Source organism: Frankia tisae (assembly GCF_025403405.1).
Lineage (GTDB): Bacteria > Actinomycetota > Actinomycetes > Frankiales > Frankiaceae > Frankia > Frankia tisai.
Genome location: NZ_JANEZT010000033.1, coordinates 14743 through 30057, shown reverse-complemented (window position 1 = coordinate 30057; position 15315 = coordinate 14743). Strand labels below are relative to the sequence as shown.

Sequence of the window (15315 nt, the reverse complement as noted above, 5' to 3'; positions counted from 1 at the left end):
CTCGGAAGTTGCTCTGTGGAAGGACTACTTCCTACCGAGGCCCCGCGTTTCCCTGCCTACCCCCCTCCGCCCGTCACAGATAGTGATCGAACGCGGAGTGTGACGGCCCGTTGCAGGGAAAGGCTCAATCTGTGGGAGCTGTGGGGGAAGTTCGGAATCCTGTTCGCGGCGCTGCCGGCCGTTGTCATCGCCACGGTTGCACTGCATCGCAGCGAGCGAACAGGCGAGGCGGCAGCGGGTGCCGTGCTTGGCTTGTCCGTCACCGTCCTCGCGGCGCTGGAGGAAAATCATCGGCAGGCGATCGAATACAGCCTCCGGCTGCGTGCCGGGTGGTGGACAACGGCGATCGGTGCGCTGGCGGTGCTATTCATGGCGGGGGTGGGGCGAAAAGCAGGGAGTGGGACGCCTTCGGTCGCGCAGCAACGGTAGTCATGTTCGCCGGGCCGATATTCGTGCTCCTCGTCGCTGATGAGCCGTACTGGACACACGACCCACCGTTCCGGCTCGACGAGGCCGCGGGAATGACAGCTCTGGCCTTGGTCACCATCCTGCTCCTCCTGCTGCGATGGTCGATTTCCACGGCCTTCTCCGTGGCCTCGGCGGCAGCGATGCTGATCCTGGACTTCCTCGGCGGATTCTGGAAGAACACGACATTCCGGGCAGGCAACTGCATCGTCTTCATCGTCCTGCTGGCGCTTCCGATCCTGCTGGGACGGGAAGAGGACCGTGTCTTCCTGCTCTCGGCCCGACTGACTACCCCGCTGCTGCTGTGGCGGCTTCTCGTCAGCTACCAACCGACTCCTTACGCCATCTTCAGTAGCGTTGTCTATGCCGTCCTGGTGATCTCGGCGATCGTCGCGTTCCGATACTCGCGCCGTGAACGCGGCTATCCGCTGCCCGCCCGCTGCCAGGCCAGGCCACCGTCGCGGACAAAGGGATAGATGACAGGAAGGCCGTCGTTCCGACGGTGTCGGACGCGCGGAACACGGCAGTCAAGCCGACGGTCGCCCGCCCCACGGGTGTGCCGCCTTCCCTGCTGGTCACCCATGATTTGATGGTCGGCGCCGGGACCTCTGCCAACTCGAACAGTACGGTGAAGGTGAACTATGTGGGCGTGTTGTGGCGGGACGGGAAGAAGTTCGACTCCAGCTGGGGCCGCGGCGCTCCCGACGTCTTCTCTTGGCAGCAGACGGTGGACGGCTTTCGCCAGGGAGTCGCCGGAATGAAGGTCGGTGGCCGACGCGAGGTAATCGCGCCGCCGAATCTCGCCTACGGCACGGCCGGGAATGGATCGATCGGCCCGAACGAGACGCTCGTCTTCGTCATCGATCTCCTCGACGCGCAGTGACCCCACGCGCACGCCCGACAGTTGGTCGCGTCACCCCCGCTGGCCAACGTCCTGAAGGACGTCAACGCCAGCCTCGTCAGTAACGACGCGTTCGCCGCCGGCATGCCGCCGGGCGCGCCTACGAAGACCGGCAACGTCCCGCTGGCGAGCCTCAGGATCGGGGAGGCGCTCGCGGCCAGGTCAAGGTCCTGCCCGGGCGGCGACCGCGTCGGGCGCGCGTTGGTGTCACCGCCGGAACATCCACGGCGTCGCCCGGATTGAACGCAACATGACTGTGTCTTCGAGTGTTGCGGCGGCCGAGTCCCCGTCGAGCAACGAGCGCCTGCTGGACGGGGCGGACGCGGCGCCGCTGTTCACGCCGTTCGCACTGTCCGGCGTCGAGCTTGCCAACCGCTTCGTGATGGCGCCGATGACCCGCCAGTTCTCCCCCGACGGCGTGCCGGGCGAGGATGTGGCCGGCTACTACGCGCGGCGGGCGGCGCACGTAGGTCTGATCGTGACCGAGGGCACCTACGTGGATCATCCGTCGGCCGGGTCCAGCGACCGGGTTCCGCGCTTCTACGGCGAAGCGCCGCTCGCCGGCTGGCGCCGGGTCGTCGACGCCGTGCACGCGGTGGGCGGGCGCATCGTCCCGCAGCTGTGGCATCTCGGCGCCGGCCGTCCGGCGGGTGCTCCACCGCACCCGGAGGCGGCGGTGTTCTCCCCGTCGGGCCTGCGGCCCGACGGGTCGGTGGTCGGCGACGAGCCGAGCATCGCGGAGATCGACGAGCTGGTCGCCTCCTTCGCCCGCGCCGCGGCCGACGCGCGCCGAGCCGGGTTCGACGGTGTCGAGCTGCATGGCGCGCACGGCTACCTGCTGGACCAGTTCTTCTGGTCGCGGACCAACCGCCGCGCCGACGGCTACGGCGGAAGCCTGGCCAACCGGGCCCGGATCGGGGCCGAGGTCGTCGCCGCGGTCCGCGGCGAGGTGGGACCGGACCTCCCGGTGATCTACCGGTTCTCCCAGTGGAAGGGCGGCGACTACGACGCCCGCATCGCCGAGACCCCCGCTGAGCTCGAGGCGCTACTCACCCCGCTCGTGGACGCCGGCGCCACCACGCTGCACGTGTCCACCCGCCGTTACTGGCTGCCCGCGTTCGGCGGTTCCCCGCGCACCCTGGCCGGCTGGGCCAAGGACCTCACCGGCCTGCCCACCATCGCGATCGGCTCGATCGGCGTGCCGACGGCCTTCGGCGGCGACGATGAGGGCGCGGCAGCGACGCTGAGCCTCGCCCCGCTGGTGGAGCTGTTCGACCGGGGCGAGTTCGACCTGGTCGGCCTCGGCCGCGTCCTGCTCTCCGAACCCGCCTGGACCACCAAGGTGCGCGACCGCCGCCTGGCGGAGATCCGGGCCTACGACCAGGCCGACGGCTCCCGCCTGACCTGAAGATCAGTGGCCGGGGCCGCGGCGGCGTCTCCACCCACTCGATCGGATCCACCCACTCGATCGGAATAGCCGAAAGTGCGTCGGCCTTGGAGAGGACGGGCCCGCGCTCGGCGTGCCCGTCCAGCAGCGACCCGAGGAGGACGCGCATGTCCCAGGCTGCCGCCGTCTCCCAGCCCACCGCCGACTCCCGGGCCACCGGGCCGGTGTATGCCAGCCCGACCGATGTGGCGACCTATGGCGAGTACACGATCAGGCGGGACCCCGGGGACACCCGGCCGCTGTACCGGTTCACCGGGCGGATCACCGCGGACGGGTCGAGCGGGTTCCTGGCCGAGCCGGGCCGCTACCACATCTACGCCGGCTGGTTCTGCCCGTGGGCACACCGCGTCACCCTCGAGCGCGCGCTCCACGGGCTCGAGGACGTCATCAGCGTCTCCTATGTCGACGGCACCCGCGACGCCCGCGGCTGGGCGTTCCGCGAGAGCCACGGCCCGGACCCGGTCAACGGCTTCACCCTGCTGCGCGACGCCTACGAGCGCACCCAGCCGGGCTTCGACGGCCACGTCTCCGTCCCGACGCTGTGGGACCGCCAGACCGGTCAGGTCGTGTCCAACGACTTCACCAGCCTGGGCATCGACCTGGCCACCCAGTTCGGCCGCTGGTCGAACGGCGCCGACACCTACCCCGAGCACCTGCGCGCCGAGATCGATGAGCTCGACTCCTGGATCGGCCCGGCGGTGAACCACGGGGAGTACCGGGCGGCGCACGACGAGGCGCTCCGGGCGGCGCTGCTCGACGCGTTCGCGAAACTCGACGCCCGGCTCGCCGATGCCCCGTACCTGGTGGGCGGCCAGCTGACGGAGGCCGACGTGCGCCTGTGGGTCTCCCTGGCCCGCTACCGCAGCCGCCGCCACGACCTGGCGGCCCTGCCACCGCTGTCGGACTACCCGCACCTGTGGTCCTACGCCCGCGCCCTTTACCAGCTCCCCGCCTTCCGCGCGACCACCGACTTCTCCGCCTTCTCGGAGCCGGCCGCCGTCCTGGCGGGCTGGGAGACCGCGCCCGGCGAACGGCCCGCAGGGCGGAACCCATGACGTGAGGTGGCGGGCCCGCCCGCGCCGAGCAGAAAAGACGGGAGGAAGCGGCGGCGACCAGCAGGATCGCGGAAGGTCAAGAACGAGCGCACGACGTCGGAGCGGGCGTCACCGTGTCGCGCCGTGGAAGAAAGGCCGCGCCGGGTTGATGCAACGAGCGACGGCCATGCCGACCCGCTGCAGAGTGGCCACGTCGGCAGGTTCCAGCGCGTCCATGAAGTAGTCGCGTACCGCGGCCACATGGTCGGGCGCGGCAGCGACCACCTTGGCGTAGCCGGCGTCGGTGAGCGTGGCATTGGTCCGCCGACCTGAACCCGGCACCCGGGAGCGGCACAGCAGGCCCTGCTTCTCCAACTTCGTCACGACGTGCGACAGCCGGGACAGGGACGCCGCGACCCCGGCCGCAATGTCGCTCATCTGCATGGTCCGGTCGTCGCGCTCGCCCAGCACGGCCAGCACCATGTACTCGAAGAACGTCAGGTTCGCTTCCTGCTGCAGCCGCGCGTCCAACGCCGCCGGCAGCGTGAACATGATCGCCGCGGTGGCGAGCCACGCCTTGCGCTCCTCACCCGCTGGACAACCACATCGTCGCGGGGGCACTCGAGCAGCTGTTCGAGCATCGGTACCCGCTCGTGCTGGGTCGCGACGCCTCGGGCATCGTCGAGGCGGTCGGCGCCGGTGTCGATGATGTCGCGGTCGGCGACGAGGTCCTCGGGCACGTGCTGTTCGAGCCGCCGTTCCAGGCCGGCACGGTCGCCGAGTACGCGGTCGTACCCGCCAGGACGGTCGTGCCCAAGCCCGCCGCTCTGGACCATGTCACCGCGGCAGCGCTGCCGTTGGCCGGGGGCGCGGCCCGGATGGTCGTCGACGCGATCAACCCGCAGCCAGGACAGGTCGTGCTTGTCAACGGCGCGTCGGGTGGCGTCGGCCGGTACGCGGTGCAGCTGCTCAGCAAGCTCGGGCTCACCGTGGTGGCCACCGCCGCGCCCGCCGACGCCGAGCGGCTGCGGGAGCTGGGCGCGGCCGAGGTCGTCGACTTCACCGCCGGCTCGGTCGCCAAGCAGGTCCGCACCGCGCACCCCGACGGCGTGGACGCACTGATCAACCTCGCCGGGTACACCCTGGAGGAGGTGCCGCTCGACGCGGTGCGCTCAGCCGGCGTGGTCTGCACAACGACGCAGGTACCGGATGCAGACATCCTCGCCGCACGGCAGCTGTCCGGCGGAGGCATCGTCGCCTCCCCGACGCGCGACGTCATCGCCCCCCTGGCCGAGCAGGCCGCCAAGGGCGAGCTCCAGGTCGACGTCTACCGCGTCCTCCCGCTCGACCAGGCCCTGGACGGGCTGGCCGAGCTCGCCGCTGGACGCGCCCACGGCAAGATCGTCATCGATCTGTCCCTGTGACCGACCGACCCGGTCGGCTCCCCGACGGACTTCTATGCTGACTCGTGGATAGGCACGCGGCGACCGCGGCGACCGCGGCGATGACGGCACCGCCACGGAACGCGTGCGCGGCGCCGGTAGCGACGTCGGACGCGCCGGTGAACTGGCTCAGCAGGACGGCGAGACCGAGGGAGCCGCCGACCGACAGCGCCGACTGGAGCACCGCCGAAGTGACCCCGATCTCCTCGGGAGCGGTCTGGGACAGGACGATGAGGTTGAGGGGGACGACGGCCGCCCCAGCTCCGGCGCCCAGCAGGATGATCGGCACGAGGATGTCGACCGGGTACGAGCTGTCCGCCTCCAGCCGGCTCAGCCACAGCATCGCCAGGCCCATCACGACGAACCCGATGAGGGCGAGGACCGGCGGGGGCACCTTGGTGAGGATCTTCGGCACGTTCCGGGCGACGAGCAGGAGGGCGACGCCGAAGGGGAGAAAGGCCAGCCCGGTGACGAGCGGTGTCAGGTCGAGGACGCGCTGGAGGAACTGGGTGAGGAAGAACAGGAAGCTGGTGAGCACGAAGGCCATCAGCAGGAGGTTGAGGAACGCACCGGCGCGGCCCCGGTGGGTCAACACGCGCAGCGGGAGCAGCGGTGAGCTGGCCTGCGCCTCGCGGAGGACGAACCCGACCAGGAGCACCGCTCCGGCCACCAGGCCCGCGATGGTTCCGGAGTCCGACCAGCCGCTGTCCGCGGCCCGCACGAAGCCGTAGACCAGGCCCGTCATGCCGGTCACCGACAGGATGGCCCCGATGAGATCGAGCGGCTTGCGCCCGTCGGCGTGCCCGGCCGGAGGCACCACGCGCGCGGCGAGCAGCACGACGGCGAGGCCGATCGGCGCGTTGATCAGCAGGGTCCACCGCCAGCTCGTCAGGTCCGTGAGGATGCCACCGAGCACCATGCCGGCGGAGGCCGCCAGGCCTGTGACCGTCGAGTACACGGCGAAGGCCCGCTGCTGGCGGACGCCCGCGAAGGTGGTGGCGAGCAGCGCGAGGCCGGCGGGCCCGGCGAGGGCCGCCCCGCTGCCCTGCAGGACACGGCCCGTGAGCAGCAGACCGAAGTTGGACGCGAGCCCCGCGAGCAGGGACGCGGCGGCGAGCAGGGAGATGCCGGCGAGGAAGGTCGTACGGTGCCCGAGGACGTCTCCGAGCCGGCCGCCGAGGAGCAGCAGGCCACCGAAGGCAAGCAGGAAACCGTTGACCACCCAGGACAGCGAACCGGCGGACAGGTCGAGAGCGCTCTGCATCTTCGGCAGCGCGACAGCGACGATCGTGCCGTCGAGCTGGAGCATGAACTCGGCGCCGACGATCGCCACGAGGATCAGGCCGAGCGCACTCGGGCCGGCCGTCTCGCCCGCCGCCGGGGGCGGAGCCGAGTCGTCCGCCCGGCCGGGTGGGGCATCGCCCTGATCCGGCACGACGGGCCGTCGCACCCTCGTGGTCGTGTCTACGCCGCTCGCACCCGTTCCCGGTGCGTCAGCATCGGCGGTCATCGGTACTCCTAACCTGATGAGATTGTTTCTACACTCATGGTGTAGCATAAATAAACCAGAGGGTTTGGTTTTGCTAGTCCGACTGGCCAAAGTTCGACGGTACGATCGAGGCGTGGCCGACACAGAGCACCGCCCGACGAGCCGGGGCCGGGTCGCGAAGCGCGAGGCGATCATGGACGCCGCGGTGAAGGTCTTCGCGCAGGACGGGTACTCCGCCGCGAGCATCGACCGGATTGCGAGCCTGGCCAGCGTGTCGAAACCGACCGTCTACAACCATTTCGCCGACAAGGAGTCGTTGTTCCGGACGGTCATGCGGGACGCGGCACGGGACTGTGCGAACAAGATCGTCTCCGCGCTTGACACCCTCTCCGACGACGGCGTGGACCTCTCGGGTCAGCTCACCCGGGTCGCCCATCTCATCCTGGAGTGCCAGCTGCGCGATGAAGGCTGGGCGTTGCAGCGGCTGCTCCACGCCGAGGCGGCCCGCATGCCGGACCTGTACGACGAGGTGGTCGCCCTGGGCGGTGTCCCGGTGGTGAACGCCCTGGCCGGGCGGTTCGCCCGGCTGGCCAACCGGGGGCATCTCGACGTCGACGATCCGGAGACTGCGGCCAGCCAGTTCATGGCACTCGTCGCAGGGAACCTGCCCGCCCTGTCGGCGCTGGGCACCCGGCCCATCGGCCCGGTCGATCTCGACCGGGCCGTGAGCGCCGGTGTCCGGACCTTCCTGCGGGCCTTCGGCAGCGGCCGCAGGCCGCGGGCCGCCCGGCGACCGCCGGCGGTCGCGGCGGTCCCACCGGCGCGGGGCCCGGCCGGGCCGCCGCTGGTCGGCTGACGGGCCGGCCGAGCGTCGCCACCCCCGCTCACCGTGGCACAAGGCCCGGTTCAGCGGCGCTTCCTCCTGTCGGACCCAGGCGGTCGGCCGGGATCAGTCCCGGCCGCCCGCGCCGCCCGGCGCGTCGTCGTCCCGCTTGGCGAAACGGTTGGGGGGCAGTGGCAGTCCCAGCGACTCTCGGAAGGTGCCGTCGCTGTATTCGCGTTGCGTGAGGTCGCGTTCGGCCAGGATCGGCACGACCAGCTCGACGAAGGTCTCCAGCCCGTGCGGCATTGCCTCCAGCAGCATGAACCCGTCGACGGCACCGGCCTCGAACCATGCCTGCATCCGGTCGGCGATCTGCTCGGGGGTGCCGATGAACTCGCCCCGCGGAGTCACCGCTTCCATCGCGGCCTCCCGCAACGTCCAACCGTTGTCCCGAGCGGCCTCCTTGATCCGACGGCTACCGACCTGGAAGCCGTCGTGACCCACATCGCCGAGATCGGGGAACGGGGCGTCGAGATCGTAGTTCCCGAAGTCATGCTGGCCGAACATGAGCGAGAGGTACCCCAGCCCTTCCTGCGGGCTGACCAGACCCGCCGCCTCCCGGTAGAGGTTCTCGGCCTCCTCCTGGGTCGGGGCCACGAACACGGTGACCGCGACGAACACCACGGGCGCGCCGTCCGGCCGGCCCGCGGCCGCGGCCTGCCGGCGGATGTCCTCGGTGAACGCGAGGGCGTCCGGCAGCGGTCGTGGGCCGAGGAAGATACCGTCCGCCTCCCGGGTCGCGAAGTCCCTGCCGGCCGGGGACGCGCCGGCCTGGAAGATGACCGGCGATCCCTGGGGAGGCCGTTCGATGTTCAGGGGCCCCCGCACGGAGAAGAACTCACCGCGATGGTCGAGGGTGTGCAGCCGGGCCCGGTCGAAGAAGACTCCCGATTCCTTGTCCCGCAGCAGCGCGCCGTCCTCCCACGAGTCCCACAGCCCGCGCAGGACCTCGAGGTACTCGGCCGCGATCCGGTACCGGGTGTCGTGGTCGGGATGGTCCTGCTCGGACCGGTTGTAGTTCAACGCGGTGGAGGTCGACGCGGAGGTCACGATGTTGACACCGGCCCGGCCCCTGCTGATGTGGTCGACGGTCGCCAGCTGGCGGGCGATGGTGAACGGTTCGCTGTAGGTCGTGGAGATCGTGGCGACCAGGCCGATGTGCTCGCTCGCCGCCGCCAGCGCGCCGAGCAGCGCGACCGGCTCGAACTGGGAGAGGTACTGCGGGGTCGAGTCCGCGGTGATGAACAGGGTGTCGGTGATGAACACGAGGTCGAAGCGGCCGCTCTCGGCGGTGCGTAGCCAGTGCCGGTACACATCGAAGTCGACGCCGCCGTCGGCCGGTACATCGGGGTGCCGCCAGCCGGCGACCGCGCCGCCGACGCCGTGCAGTAGCGCGCCCAGTCGCAGCCTGTCCTGTCGTGCCATGCGAGTGCCTCCTGCGCCGTCAGCCGGCAGTGGTGGTCCCGATCCCGGTCGGCGTTCCGGACCCGGGCCTCAGAAAGAAACCTGGCCGCAGAACACGTCGGAACCCGGACAGGAGGCACTCACTACCGTGCCGAAATCGACATGACGGCGACGGAAGAACCCCGTGTTCCGTAACCGGCCACCACGGTGCACACCGACGAGGACGAACGGGAAGCGGTGACGAGCAGGAACAGAACCGTCCACAGCGCCACCTCCCCCCGGTTGATCAGCCTCCTACGCCACCGTACCGGTGCGGCACTCCGGTTTGCAAGACTCCGCCGGATTCACGGTCCTCGATCCACCCGGAAACCGCAGGCCGTCCACCATGATCGACAGAAGGGAGGTGGTGTGCGCAGTGCGTTCGGGGGCCTGTTCCCTGACCCACGAGATGGCACTGACCAGGGAGATCAGCTCGTCCAGACGGACGTCCCGGCGGACGTCACCGGCGAGTTGGGCCCGGTTCAGCAGCATCTCGGTGGCGCGGTCGAGGGCGGCACAGGACTCGTGCAACGCCGAGTCCCCGCCCCGGTTCCCGGTGAGGAGCAGTGCCGCCACCCCGCGGTAGGTCGCCACGTGCGCCACCAGGGCCTCCAGCCAGCCGAACAGCGCCCCGCCCGCGTCGGGGAATTCCCGGAGCCGGTCCGCCTCGGTGCACAGCGCAGTGATCTGCTCGTGCAGCAGGGCATCAAGCAGCACCTCCCGGCTCGGGAAATGCCGGAACAGCGTGCCGATGCCCACTCCCGCTCGGCGAGCGACCTCGTTCAGGGAGACGTCCTCGACCTGGCCGGCCAGGGAGTCCCGGGCCACCTCGAGAATCCGTGCACGGTTGCGGCGGGCGTGCGACCGCATGGGCCGATCCTTCGGCTCCACCCGGTCGGTCGGCTCCACCTGGTCGGTCACGCGAACCTCCCCGAACTCGGGCTCGTCTACCCGTCCAGTTACTTGCACACCGCCCAGTTACCTTGACACAGCCTACGAAGGTACGGGCCGGGCCGGCGCCGCCGACGGTTTCACGCTCATGCCGGATGTGATAGCCGATGGCCTACCCGTCTTCGTCGATCATGTGATCCCGATCCTGCGGCTTCGTGGGCTGTGGCCCCACGGGACCAGGGGCCGGTCGGCGCCGCCCGCGGCCCCCGGGCGGTTCCGCCGGACGCCGTCGCGCTCGCTCGGCACGTCGAAGAACTCGGATACGTCCGCTACTGGGTGGCGGAACACCACGCCGTGACAGTCGCTGCCTTCGCGGCACGGCCGTCACCACGACGGATCATCGCCGGCTCGAACAGTGCGGCGTCTATCGGGGCGGTCCGGTTGCCGGTCGTGTCCGGCGTCCGGCAACCGGTTGTGCGGACGGTCCCGGTCCGGAAGCGAAAGCGCGCATGAAGGTGTCGACGCCGGCGGCGATCGCCCGACGCAGATCGTCGGGGGCGACCTTGCGGGTGCCCAGCGCGGACAGGACCGGGAGGTCGCCGGAGACGAGAGCGAGCAGATGCCCGGCGGCGACATCGGGATCGGCAAGGTGAAGGTGCCCGCGATTGGACAGCCGGGCCAGCCGTCCCGCCAGCGCGTTGTGGACGCGTACGCCCCCGCGCCGCAGCGCGTCGTCGAACAGGTCAGGGAAGCGGGCCGCCTCGGCGTACATGAGCCGCTGGAGGGACCAGCCCTCCTCGCCGAGTTGGCAGTCGATGACCTTCTGGGCGACACGGGCGAGAGCTCCGGCGAGGTCGGCACCGTCGTCGGGCAGAGTCTCAAGAGCGGCGACGATCTGGTCGCTGGTGCGCTGAGCTCCGTCGAGGATGACGGCGCGAAAAAGCGTCTCCTTGTCCCCGAAATGGTTGTAGACGGTCGGCTTGGCCACACCGGCCAGCTCGGCAATCCGCTCCACCCGCGCCAGTCCATAACCGTCCTGAACGAACGTGCGCAGCGCCGCGCCGAGGATCGCGGCGCGTTTGTCGATCCGGCCCCGTGGGGGTGCGGCCGAGGTCGTCGTGGCGGTCACCCCTCAATCCTACCGCATCCGCCTTCCGTGCCGGCCAAGGTATTGGACTCATTCGTTCAATAGACGATTCCTGGCGACCAGGAGCCGAACCACCGCGACCACACCGGCGCCCGCCCCGCGAAGGAGACCCCAGCCCGGGCGGACCTCCGCGGGTGGGGGCCGGTCCGATGGCCGGCCGTCGCGGCGGGTCAAGCGCAGCTTTAGCGGTGACCCGCATCATCGGCCAGAGGCACGGGTGAGGCGACCGAGTGGAAGGCGAGATGCGGCGATGGGCGGAGCCGGCCGGGCGAGGTGGCGACGGTGGTGGCGCTGTGCCTGCGGCCTGATGGGATCGATCGGCGCGACCTCCGCGTTCCTCGCCTGCGGGATCTGGTGCGGCCCGCCGGAGGTCGCCGGACCGTGGCTGCGTGCGGACGGCCCCGAGGCCGTGGAGCCGGCGTCACCGTATTCCGAGCCCCGATCGGGGTCCGCCGCCACCGGGCCGAGCACGACGGCGGCGGGGACGCCACCAGGTCATCCCGAGCAGGTGCGCTCCGACCGGCCGCCGTCCCCTGCGGAGCTGTTGCTCTGGCGTGACCTGCACCCGGACTGGCTGCCGGACTGGCCGGCACCCGGGCAGCATGGTGCCGGCCGGTCCCGGATCACGACGGATTCGAGCGGCGATCCGGCCGGCGGCAGCCCCGGCAGCAGCCCCGGGCGCACCGCCGATCCCACTGACGAGGTGCTCGGCTGACGCCCGGTCCGGACTGCGGCGCTCGCAGCGGCACGCGGCCGTTACCGTTCCTTCCGGTTGAGGCCGAAGACAGCGAGGAGGAGGGCGAGACCGACCGATCCGCCCAGGCGCTGGGAGACCTTGAGCAGCCCGGAGGCCGTGCCGGCGGTGGAGGGATCGACGTCGGCGAGGGCGATCCGGGCGATCAGCGCGAACTGCAGGCCGATGCCGGCTCCGAACAGGGACGTCGGACCGAAGATCGCGCCCCAGTAGCTGCTGTGCTCGCCGATCCGGGTCAGCCGGGCGACGAGCTGCGAGAAAAGGAAGATTCCCGAACCCCAGGGAACGAAGGCCAGCCCGGCGTCGAACGGGTTCATGTGCAGGATGTTCTGGAAGAACTGGGTGACGAAGAAGAAGATGGCGAAGATGATGCCGCCGAGCAGCAGCAGGAGCAGGTTCGCGACAACCCGGATGCGGCTGCGGAACAGCGCCGGTGGCGTGAGCGGGTCCGGTGGCGTGAGCGGGTCCGGTGGCGTGAGCGGGTCCGCGCTGGCGATCTCCACCGCGACAAGGGCGCCCAGCAGCACCACCCCGCCCCCACACGGGGACGGGGTGGCTTGTCTGGGGTCCGCGGTGTCCGCGAGGGGCTAGTGGGTGGCCGGTGCGACGTTCAGGGTTCGGGTGTGCTCGGTGCGGACGGCGCTCAGCTCGTTCGGGTTGAGCCCGAGCAGCGTGAGAATGGTCGGAGCGATCGAGGTGGTCTCGACCGGAGCCCGGTCGACCCGGCCCGAGTGGGCGCCGGCCCCGGAGACGACGAGCGGGACGTTGCGGTCCTGCGGGTCGGCGCCGCCATGCTCGGCAATCTTGCTCGTGCCGCCGGTGTAGACCACGCCGTGCGCGACGATGCCAACGATGTCGGGGTGGCGGGCGTCACCCGCCGGAACGCCGAAGTAACGGGCGGCGCCGACGCCGGCGTAAGCGGCTGTGAGCCCGGAGGCGGGCAGCGTGCGGCCGGCGCCGCTGATCGTGTTGCCGGTGGCCTCGTGGGAGAGCAGGAAGGCCCGTGCGAAGTCGGCGGCGGCCTGCGACCGGTCGCTCAGCCACAGCTGCAGGATGTCGTCGTCCGTGGAGAAGGCGACCAGGTCGGCTGCGCCGGGGTGCGTCTTCGCCCAGGCCGCGTTCAGCGCCTTGATGACGGCGCCGTCATCGACGCGGGTCAGCGCGTTCGGGTCTGTCGGCGACTGGCCGTGCTTGGCCGACAGGATGATCGCGGTGCTGTCCGCCTGACCGGTCTGCTTCAGCTCGGCGACCAGAGCACCGACCTGGTGGTCGACGAAGTCGAGCGCGCGGGTCAGCAGCGGCCCCGGCTCGGTGCCGCCCGGCAGGTAGCCGCCGGTCAGCCCGTCTGAGCTGGGCAGCTTCTGCGCGGTGGAGACTGTCTGGAAGTTCAGCCCGAAGATCGCCGGGGTCGGGACCCGGTGGGTGCGGCCGTGGTCGTACCCGTCGATCTCATTGCGGACCGCGGTCACCTTGTACGCGTCGTACTGCTCGGTGGCCGCGTTGTCCTTCGTCCAGTCGTCGCCGCCGGGGTAGCCGAGGGCGGTGCTGTTGATCTCAGGGGTGAACAGGTCCTGGACGCCGGTGCCCGACGGGCCGTTGAGGATCTCGTAGGCGGGGTGCTTGTCCGACCAGGCGGTACCCAGCCCGTGGGCGCGTGCCACTTCGAAGACGGTGTTCGCCGTGAGGTAGGAGTGCGGGTAGACCGGCTTGCAGGTCAACGGGTCGACCGGAAGCGTCTTCGGGTCGAGCAACGTCCGGGGTGACCCGGTCATGGACAGGATGCTGCCGGGCAGCCCGGCGAGGCCCTGCCCCGCGTCGAGGGAGCTCTGGTCGCGGTCGGCTGCCTCGGTGAACGCGACCTCGGCGCCCGGCTTCACCCCGGCGCAGGACGTCGTGCCGGCGGGCAGCAGGCTGTGGTTGAAGGTGTCGTCGTAGTAGACGCCCGTGGTCGCCGGATTGCCGCCCGTCACCTGAGCGATCAGCCCGGGGAACGAGTCGGACGGCACCGGGGTCGACGCGTGGGTGTACGAGACACCCGCGCCGACCAGGCCGGCCAACGCCGAACCCGGATGCGTATGGATGTACGCACTGAGATCCGCCTGGTGGAGTCCGTCCACGGACAGAAGCAGGACGTGCCGGGCCGGGGACCGGGCGTGCTCGGGTGACCCGGCCACCGCGGGCGTGGCGGCCGAAACCGCCACGAGTCCGGACAGGGCCAGCCCGGACGCCGCCATCCCGACTGCCCGTCGGGTGGAAGAACGGAACACGAATGCCTCCTCGAACGGCCGGACCATACCGGCGCGCTCCGTATTGCTAGCCCGCCAGGATGGCCGATCGTCGACGCCCGGGAGAACCCAGGGATAAGAAATCCCGCGCGATACGCCGAATTTCCCGCTGTTCCTCATCTGTCGCCCAAGAACTGGCTATCCGAGGTTTTTCACATGGTCCTCACATCAGGCTTTCGGTAAAGCGGTCGGCAGGTAGTCCGCTTCGGGCTCGGCGGCGGAGCCTGGTCAGGTGACCCGACGCGGGCCTACCGCATCGGAGGCCAGATCCGCCGCAGGCATGGCGTTCCTCAACGGCGGCACCGGCGGGCTCAGCCCGCACGGACCTTGCGGCGGCTACAGGGCCAGCGGGATCGGCCGCGAATCCTCCGTCGCACCACCGCACACGTAGCGATCATCGTCGACTGGACTTTTCTGGTGAGCTCCTGGGGCGGATGCCGCAGATGCCAGAGGACACCCGGGAGACGGAGCCGTGCTAGGACCGCGCGGGCTCCACGGGGCAGCGCGAGGCGGTGTGGTCGGCAAGCCGCTCGAGCTCGTGGGCGTCCCGGGGCTGCCCGCAGCTCCGGCAGATGTCCACCCGCGGGGGCACCGGGCGCGGCGGCGCGTCGAGCGAACCGAGCTGCGGTGGCCCCATGAAGCTCAACAGGAAACGGTAGAAGCGGCTGGGCCGGCAGGTGTGCTTCGCCCTGTCGGTCGCGTCCCGACTGGTGATCGGGGTGTACCGGCCGCTGCTGGAGCCCCTCGGCCTCACCCATCCTCAGTACCTGGTGATGGTGGCCCTCTGGGAACGGTCGCCGCGCTCGGTGAAGGACCTCGGCGCCGCCCTGCTCCTGGGCTCGGCCACGCTCTCCCCGCTGCTCAAGCGGCTGGAGTCGGCAGGCTACGTGTCCCGGCGCCGGGCCGCCACCGACGAGCGCCTGCTGACGCTCGAACTCACCCCGGCCGGCAGCGCGTTGCGGCAGGAGGCATGGAAGATCCCCCACGCCGTCGTCGATCGGCTGGGCGTCGAGGTCACCGATCTGCAGGAGCTGCACGGCGCACTCACCCGGATCATCCAGGCCGCCCGCCAGGTACCGGCCGGCTGACGCCCACAAGAACACCGGACCCGGGCGCACGACGGTCCGGGCCGGA

General features: G+C 70.7%; 17 protein-coding genes. 10 read left to right on the top strand and 7 right to left on the bottom strand.

What is annotated here, in order from left to right; all coding sequences use genetic code 11:
* The first annotated feature begins 99 nt into the window (after nt 1–99).
* The 6 genes from NBZ85_RS05535 to NBZ85_RS05510 all read left to right on the top strand — a co-directional run bounded on the left by NBZ85_RS05535 (nt 100) and on the right by NBZ85_RS05510 (nt 3868).
* A complete protein-coding gene (locus NBZ85_RS05535) occupies nt 100–429 on the top strand; it encodes a hypothetical protein (protein WP_261561575.1) in 330 nt (109 codons plus the stop codon).
* A 2-nt stretch (nt 430–431) separates the two neighbouring features.
* Nucleotides 432–941 (top strand): hypothetical protein, encoded by a 510-nt coding sequence (locus NBZ85_RS05530; protein ID WP_261554612.1) that lies wholly within the window; start codon nt 432–434, stop codon nt 939–941.
* Between the two features lie 26 nt (nt 942–967).
* Entirely contained in the window at nt 968–1348 is a 381-nt protein-coding gene (locus NBZ85_RS05525; RefSeq protein ID WP_261554611.1) for an FKBP-type peptidyl-prolyl cis-trans isomerase, read from the top strand.
* 21 nt (nt 1349–1369) lie between these two features.
* The gene (locus NBZ85_RS05520) at nt 1370–1609 is read left to right on the top strand and encodes a hypothetical protein (protein WP_261554610.1); all 240 of its coding nucleotides are present in this window, start codon (nt 1370–1372) and stop codon (nt 1607–1609) included.
* A gap of 7 nt (nt 1610–1616) precedes the next feature.
* On the top strand, nt 1617–2774 hold the full coding sequence (locus tag NBZ85_RS05515) for an NADH:flavin oxidoreductase (protein ID WP_261554609.1): 1158 nt from the start codon (nt 1617–1619) through the stop codon (nt 2772–2774).
* A 146-nt stretch (nt 2775–2920) separates the two neighbouring features.
* Entirely contained in the window at nt 2921–3868 is a 948-nt protein-coding gene (locus tag NBZ85_RS05510) for a glutathione S-transferase C-terminal domain-containing protein (protein ID WP_261554608.1), read from the top strand.
* A gap of 108 nt (nt 3869–3976) precedes the next feature.
* On the opposite strand, the gene NBZ85_RS05505 is transcribed toward NBZ85_RS05510, so the two are convergent.
* Nucleotides 3977–4468: a MarR family winged helix-turn-helix transcriptional regulator gene (locus tag NBZ85_RS05505; RefSeq protein ID WP_261554607.1), complete on the bottom strand. Its 492-nt coding sequence runs from the start codon at nt 4466–4468 to the stop codon at nt 3977–3979.
* Here NBZ85_RS05505 and NBZ85_RS05500 point away from each other — a divergent pair.
* Nucleotides 4441–5271: an NADP-dependent oxidoreductase gene (locus NBZ85_RS05500; protein WP_372517671.1), complete on the top strand. Its 831-nt coding sequence runs from the start codon at nt 4441–4443 to the stop codon at nt 5269–5271. The two genes, NBZ85_RS05505 and NBZ85_RS05500, sit on opposite strands and share 28 nt — an antisense overlap.
* Here NBZ85_RS05500 and NBZ85_RS05495 read toward each other — a convergent pair.
* A complete protein-coding gene (locus NBZ85_RS05495; protein ID WP_261554605.1) occupies nt 5252–6799 on the bottom strand; it encodes an MFS transporter in 1548 nt (515 codons plus the stop codon). The genes NBZ85_RS05500 and NBZ85_RS05495 overlap by 20 nt on opposite strands.
* 112 nt (nt 6800–6911) lie before the next feature.
* Here NBZ85_RS05495 and NBZ85_RS05490 point away from each other — a divergent pair, with 112 nt between their 5' ends.
* On the top strand, nt 6912–7634 hold the full coding sequence (locus NBZ85_RS05490) for a TetR/AcrR family transcriptional regulator (protein ID WP_261554604.1): 723 nt from the start codon (nt 6912–6914) through the stop codon (nt 7632–7634).
* A 93-nt stretch (nt 7635–7727) separates the two neighbouring features.
* Here the strand turns inward: NBZ85_RS05490 and NBZ85_RS05485 are convergent, their stop codons facing one another.
* The 3 genes from NBZ85_RS05485 to NBZ85_RS32545 form a co-directional block, all read right to left on the bottom strand.
* The gene (locus NBZ85_RS05485; RefSeq protein ID WP_261561574.1) at nt 7728–9086 is read right to left on the bottom strand and encodes an NtaA/DmoA family FMN-dependent monooxygenase; all 1359 of its coding nucleotides are present in this window, start codon (nt 9084–9086) and stop codon (nt 7728–7730) included.
* Nucleotides 9087–9359: 273 nt separating this feature from the next.
* On the bottom strand, nt 9360–10025 hold the full coding sequence (locus tag NBZ85_RS05480; protein WP_261554602.1) for a TetR/AcrR family transcriptional regulator: 666 nt from the start codon (nt 10023–10025) through the stop codon (nt 9360–9362).
* Between the two features lie 394 nt (nt 10026–10419).
* Entirely contained in the window at nt 10420–11124 is a 705-nt protein-coding gene (locus NBZ85_RS32545) for a TetR/AcrR family transcriptional regulator (RefSeq protein ID WP_261554601.1), read from the bottom strand.
* Between the two features lie 325 nt (nt 11125–11449).
* On the opposite strand from NBZ85_RS32545, the gene NBZ85_RS05470 reads away from it, so the two are divergent.
* Nucleotides 11450–11857 carry a DUF6059 family protein gene (locus tag NBZ85_RS05470; protein ID WP_261554600.1) on the top strand — a complete coding sequence of 136 codons (408 nt, stop codon included), beginning with the start codon at nt 11450–11452 and terminating at the stop codon, nt 11855–11857.
* Nucleotides 11858–11898: 41 nt separating this feature from the next.
* On the opposite strand, the gene NBZ85_RS05465 is transcribed toward NBZ85_RS05470, so the two are convergent.
* Nucleotides 11899–12426 (bottom strand): MFS transporter, encoded by a 528-nt coding sequence (locus tag NBZ85_RS05465; protein ID WP_261554599.1) that lies wholly within the window; start codon nt 12424–12426, stop codon nt 11899–11901.
* A gap of 57 nt (nt 12427–12483) precedes the next feature.
* Nucleotides 12484–14163 (bottom strand): alkaline phosphatase family protein, encoded by a 1680-nt coding sequence (locus NBZ85_RS05460; RefSeq protein ID WP_261554598.1) that lies wholly within the window; start codon nt 14161–14163, stop codon nt 12484–12486.
* A gap of 695 nt (nt 14164–14858) precedes the next feature.
* Here NBZ85_RS05460 and NBZ85_RS05455 point away from each other — a divergent pair.
* Nucleotides 14859–15269, top strand: a complete 411-nt coding sequence (locus NBZ85_RS05455) for a MarR family winged helix-turn-helix transcriptional regulator (RefSeq protein ID WP_308204948.1) — start codon at nt 14859–14861, stop codon at nt 15267–15269.
* The last annotated feature ends 46 nt before the right edge of the window (nt 15270–15315 follow it).

Excerpts from the sequence above, each read along its gene's own strand:
- NBZ85_RS05530 (WP_261554612.1), top strand. The coding sequence starts at position 432 with ATGTTCGCCGGGCCGATATTCGTGCTCCTCGTCGCTGATGAGCCGTAC.
- NBZ85_RS05515 (WP_261554609.1), top strand. The coding sequence starts at position 1,617 with ATGACTGTGTCTTCGAGTGTTGCGGCGGCCGAGTCCCCGTCGAGCAAC.
- NBZ85_RS05510 (WP_261554608.1), top strand. The coding sequence starts at position 2,921 with ATGTCCCAGGCTGCCGCCGTCTCCCAGCCCACCGCCGACTCCCGGGCC.
- NBZ85_RS05495 (WP_261554605.1), bottom strand. The coding sequence starts at position 6,799 with ATGACCGCCGATGCTGACGCACCGGGAACGGGTGCGAGCGGCGTAGAC.
- NBZ85_RS05485 (WP_261561574.1), bottom strand. The coding sequence starts at position 9,086 with ATGGCACGACAGGACAGGCTGCGACTGGGCGCGCTACTGCACGGCGTC.
- NBZ85_RS05470 (WP_261554600.1), top strand. The coding sequence starts at position 11,450 with ATGGGATCGATCGGCGCGACCTCCGCGTTCCTCGCCTGCGGGATCTGG.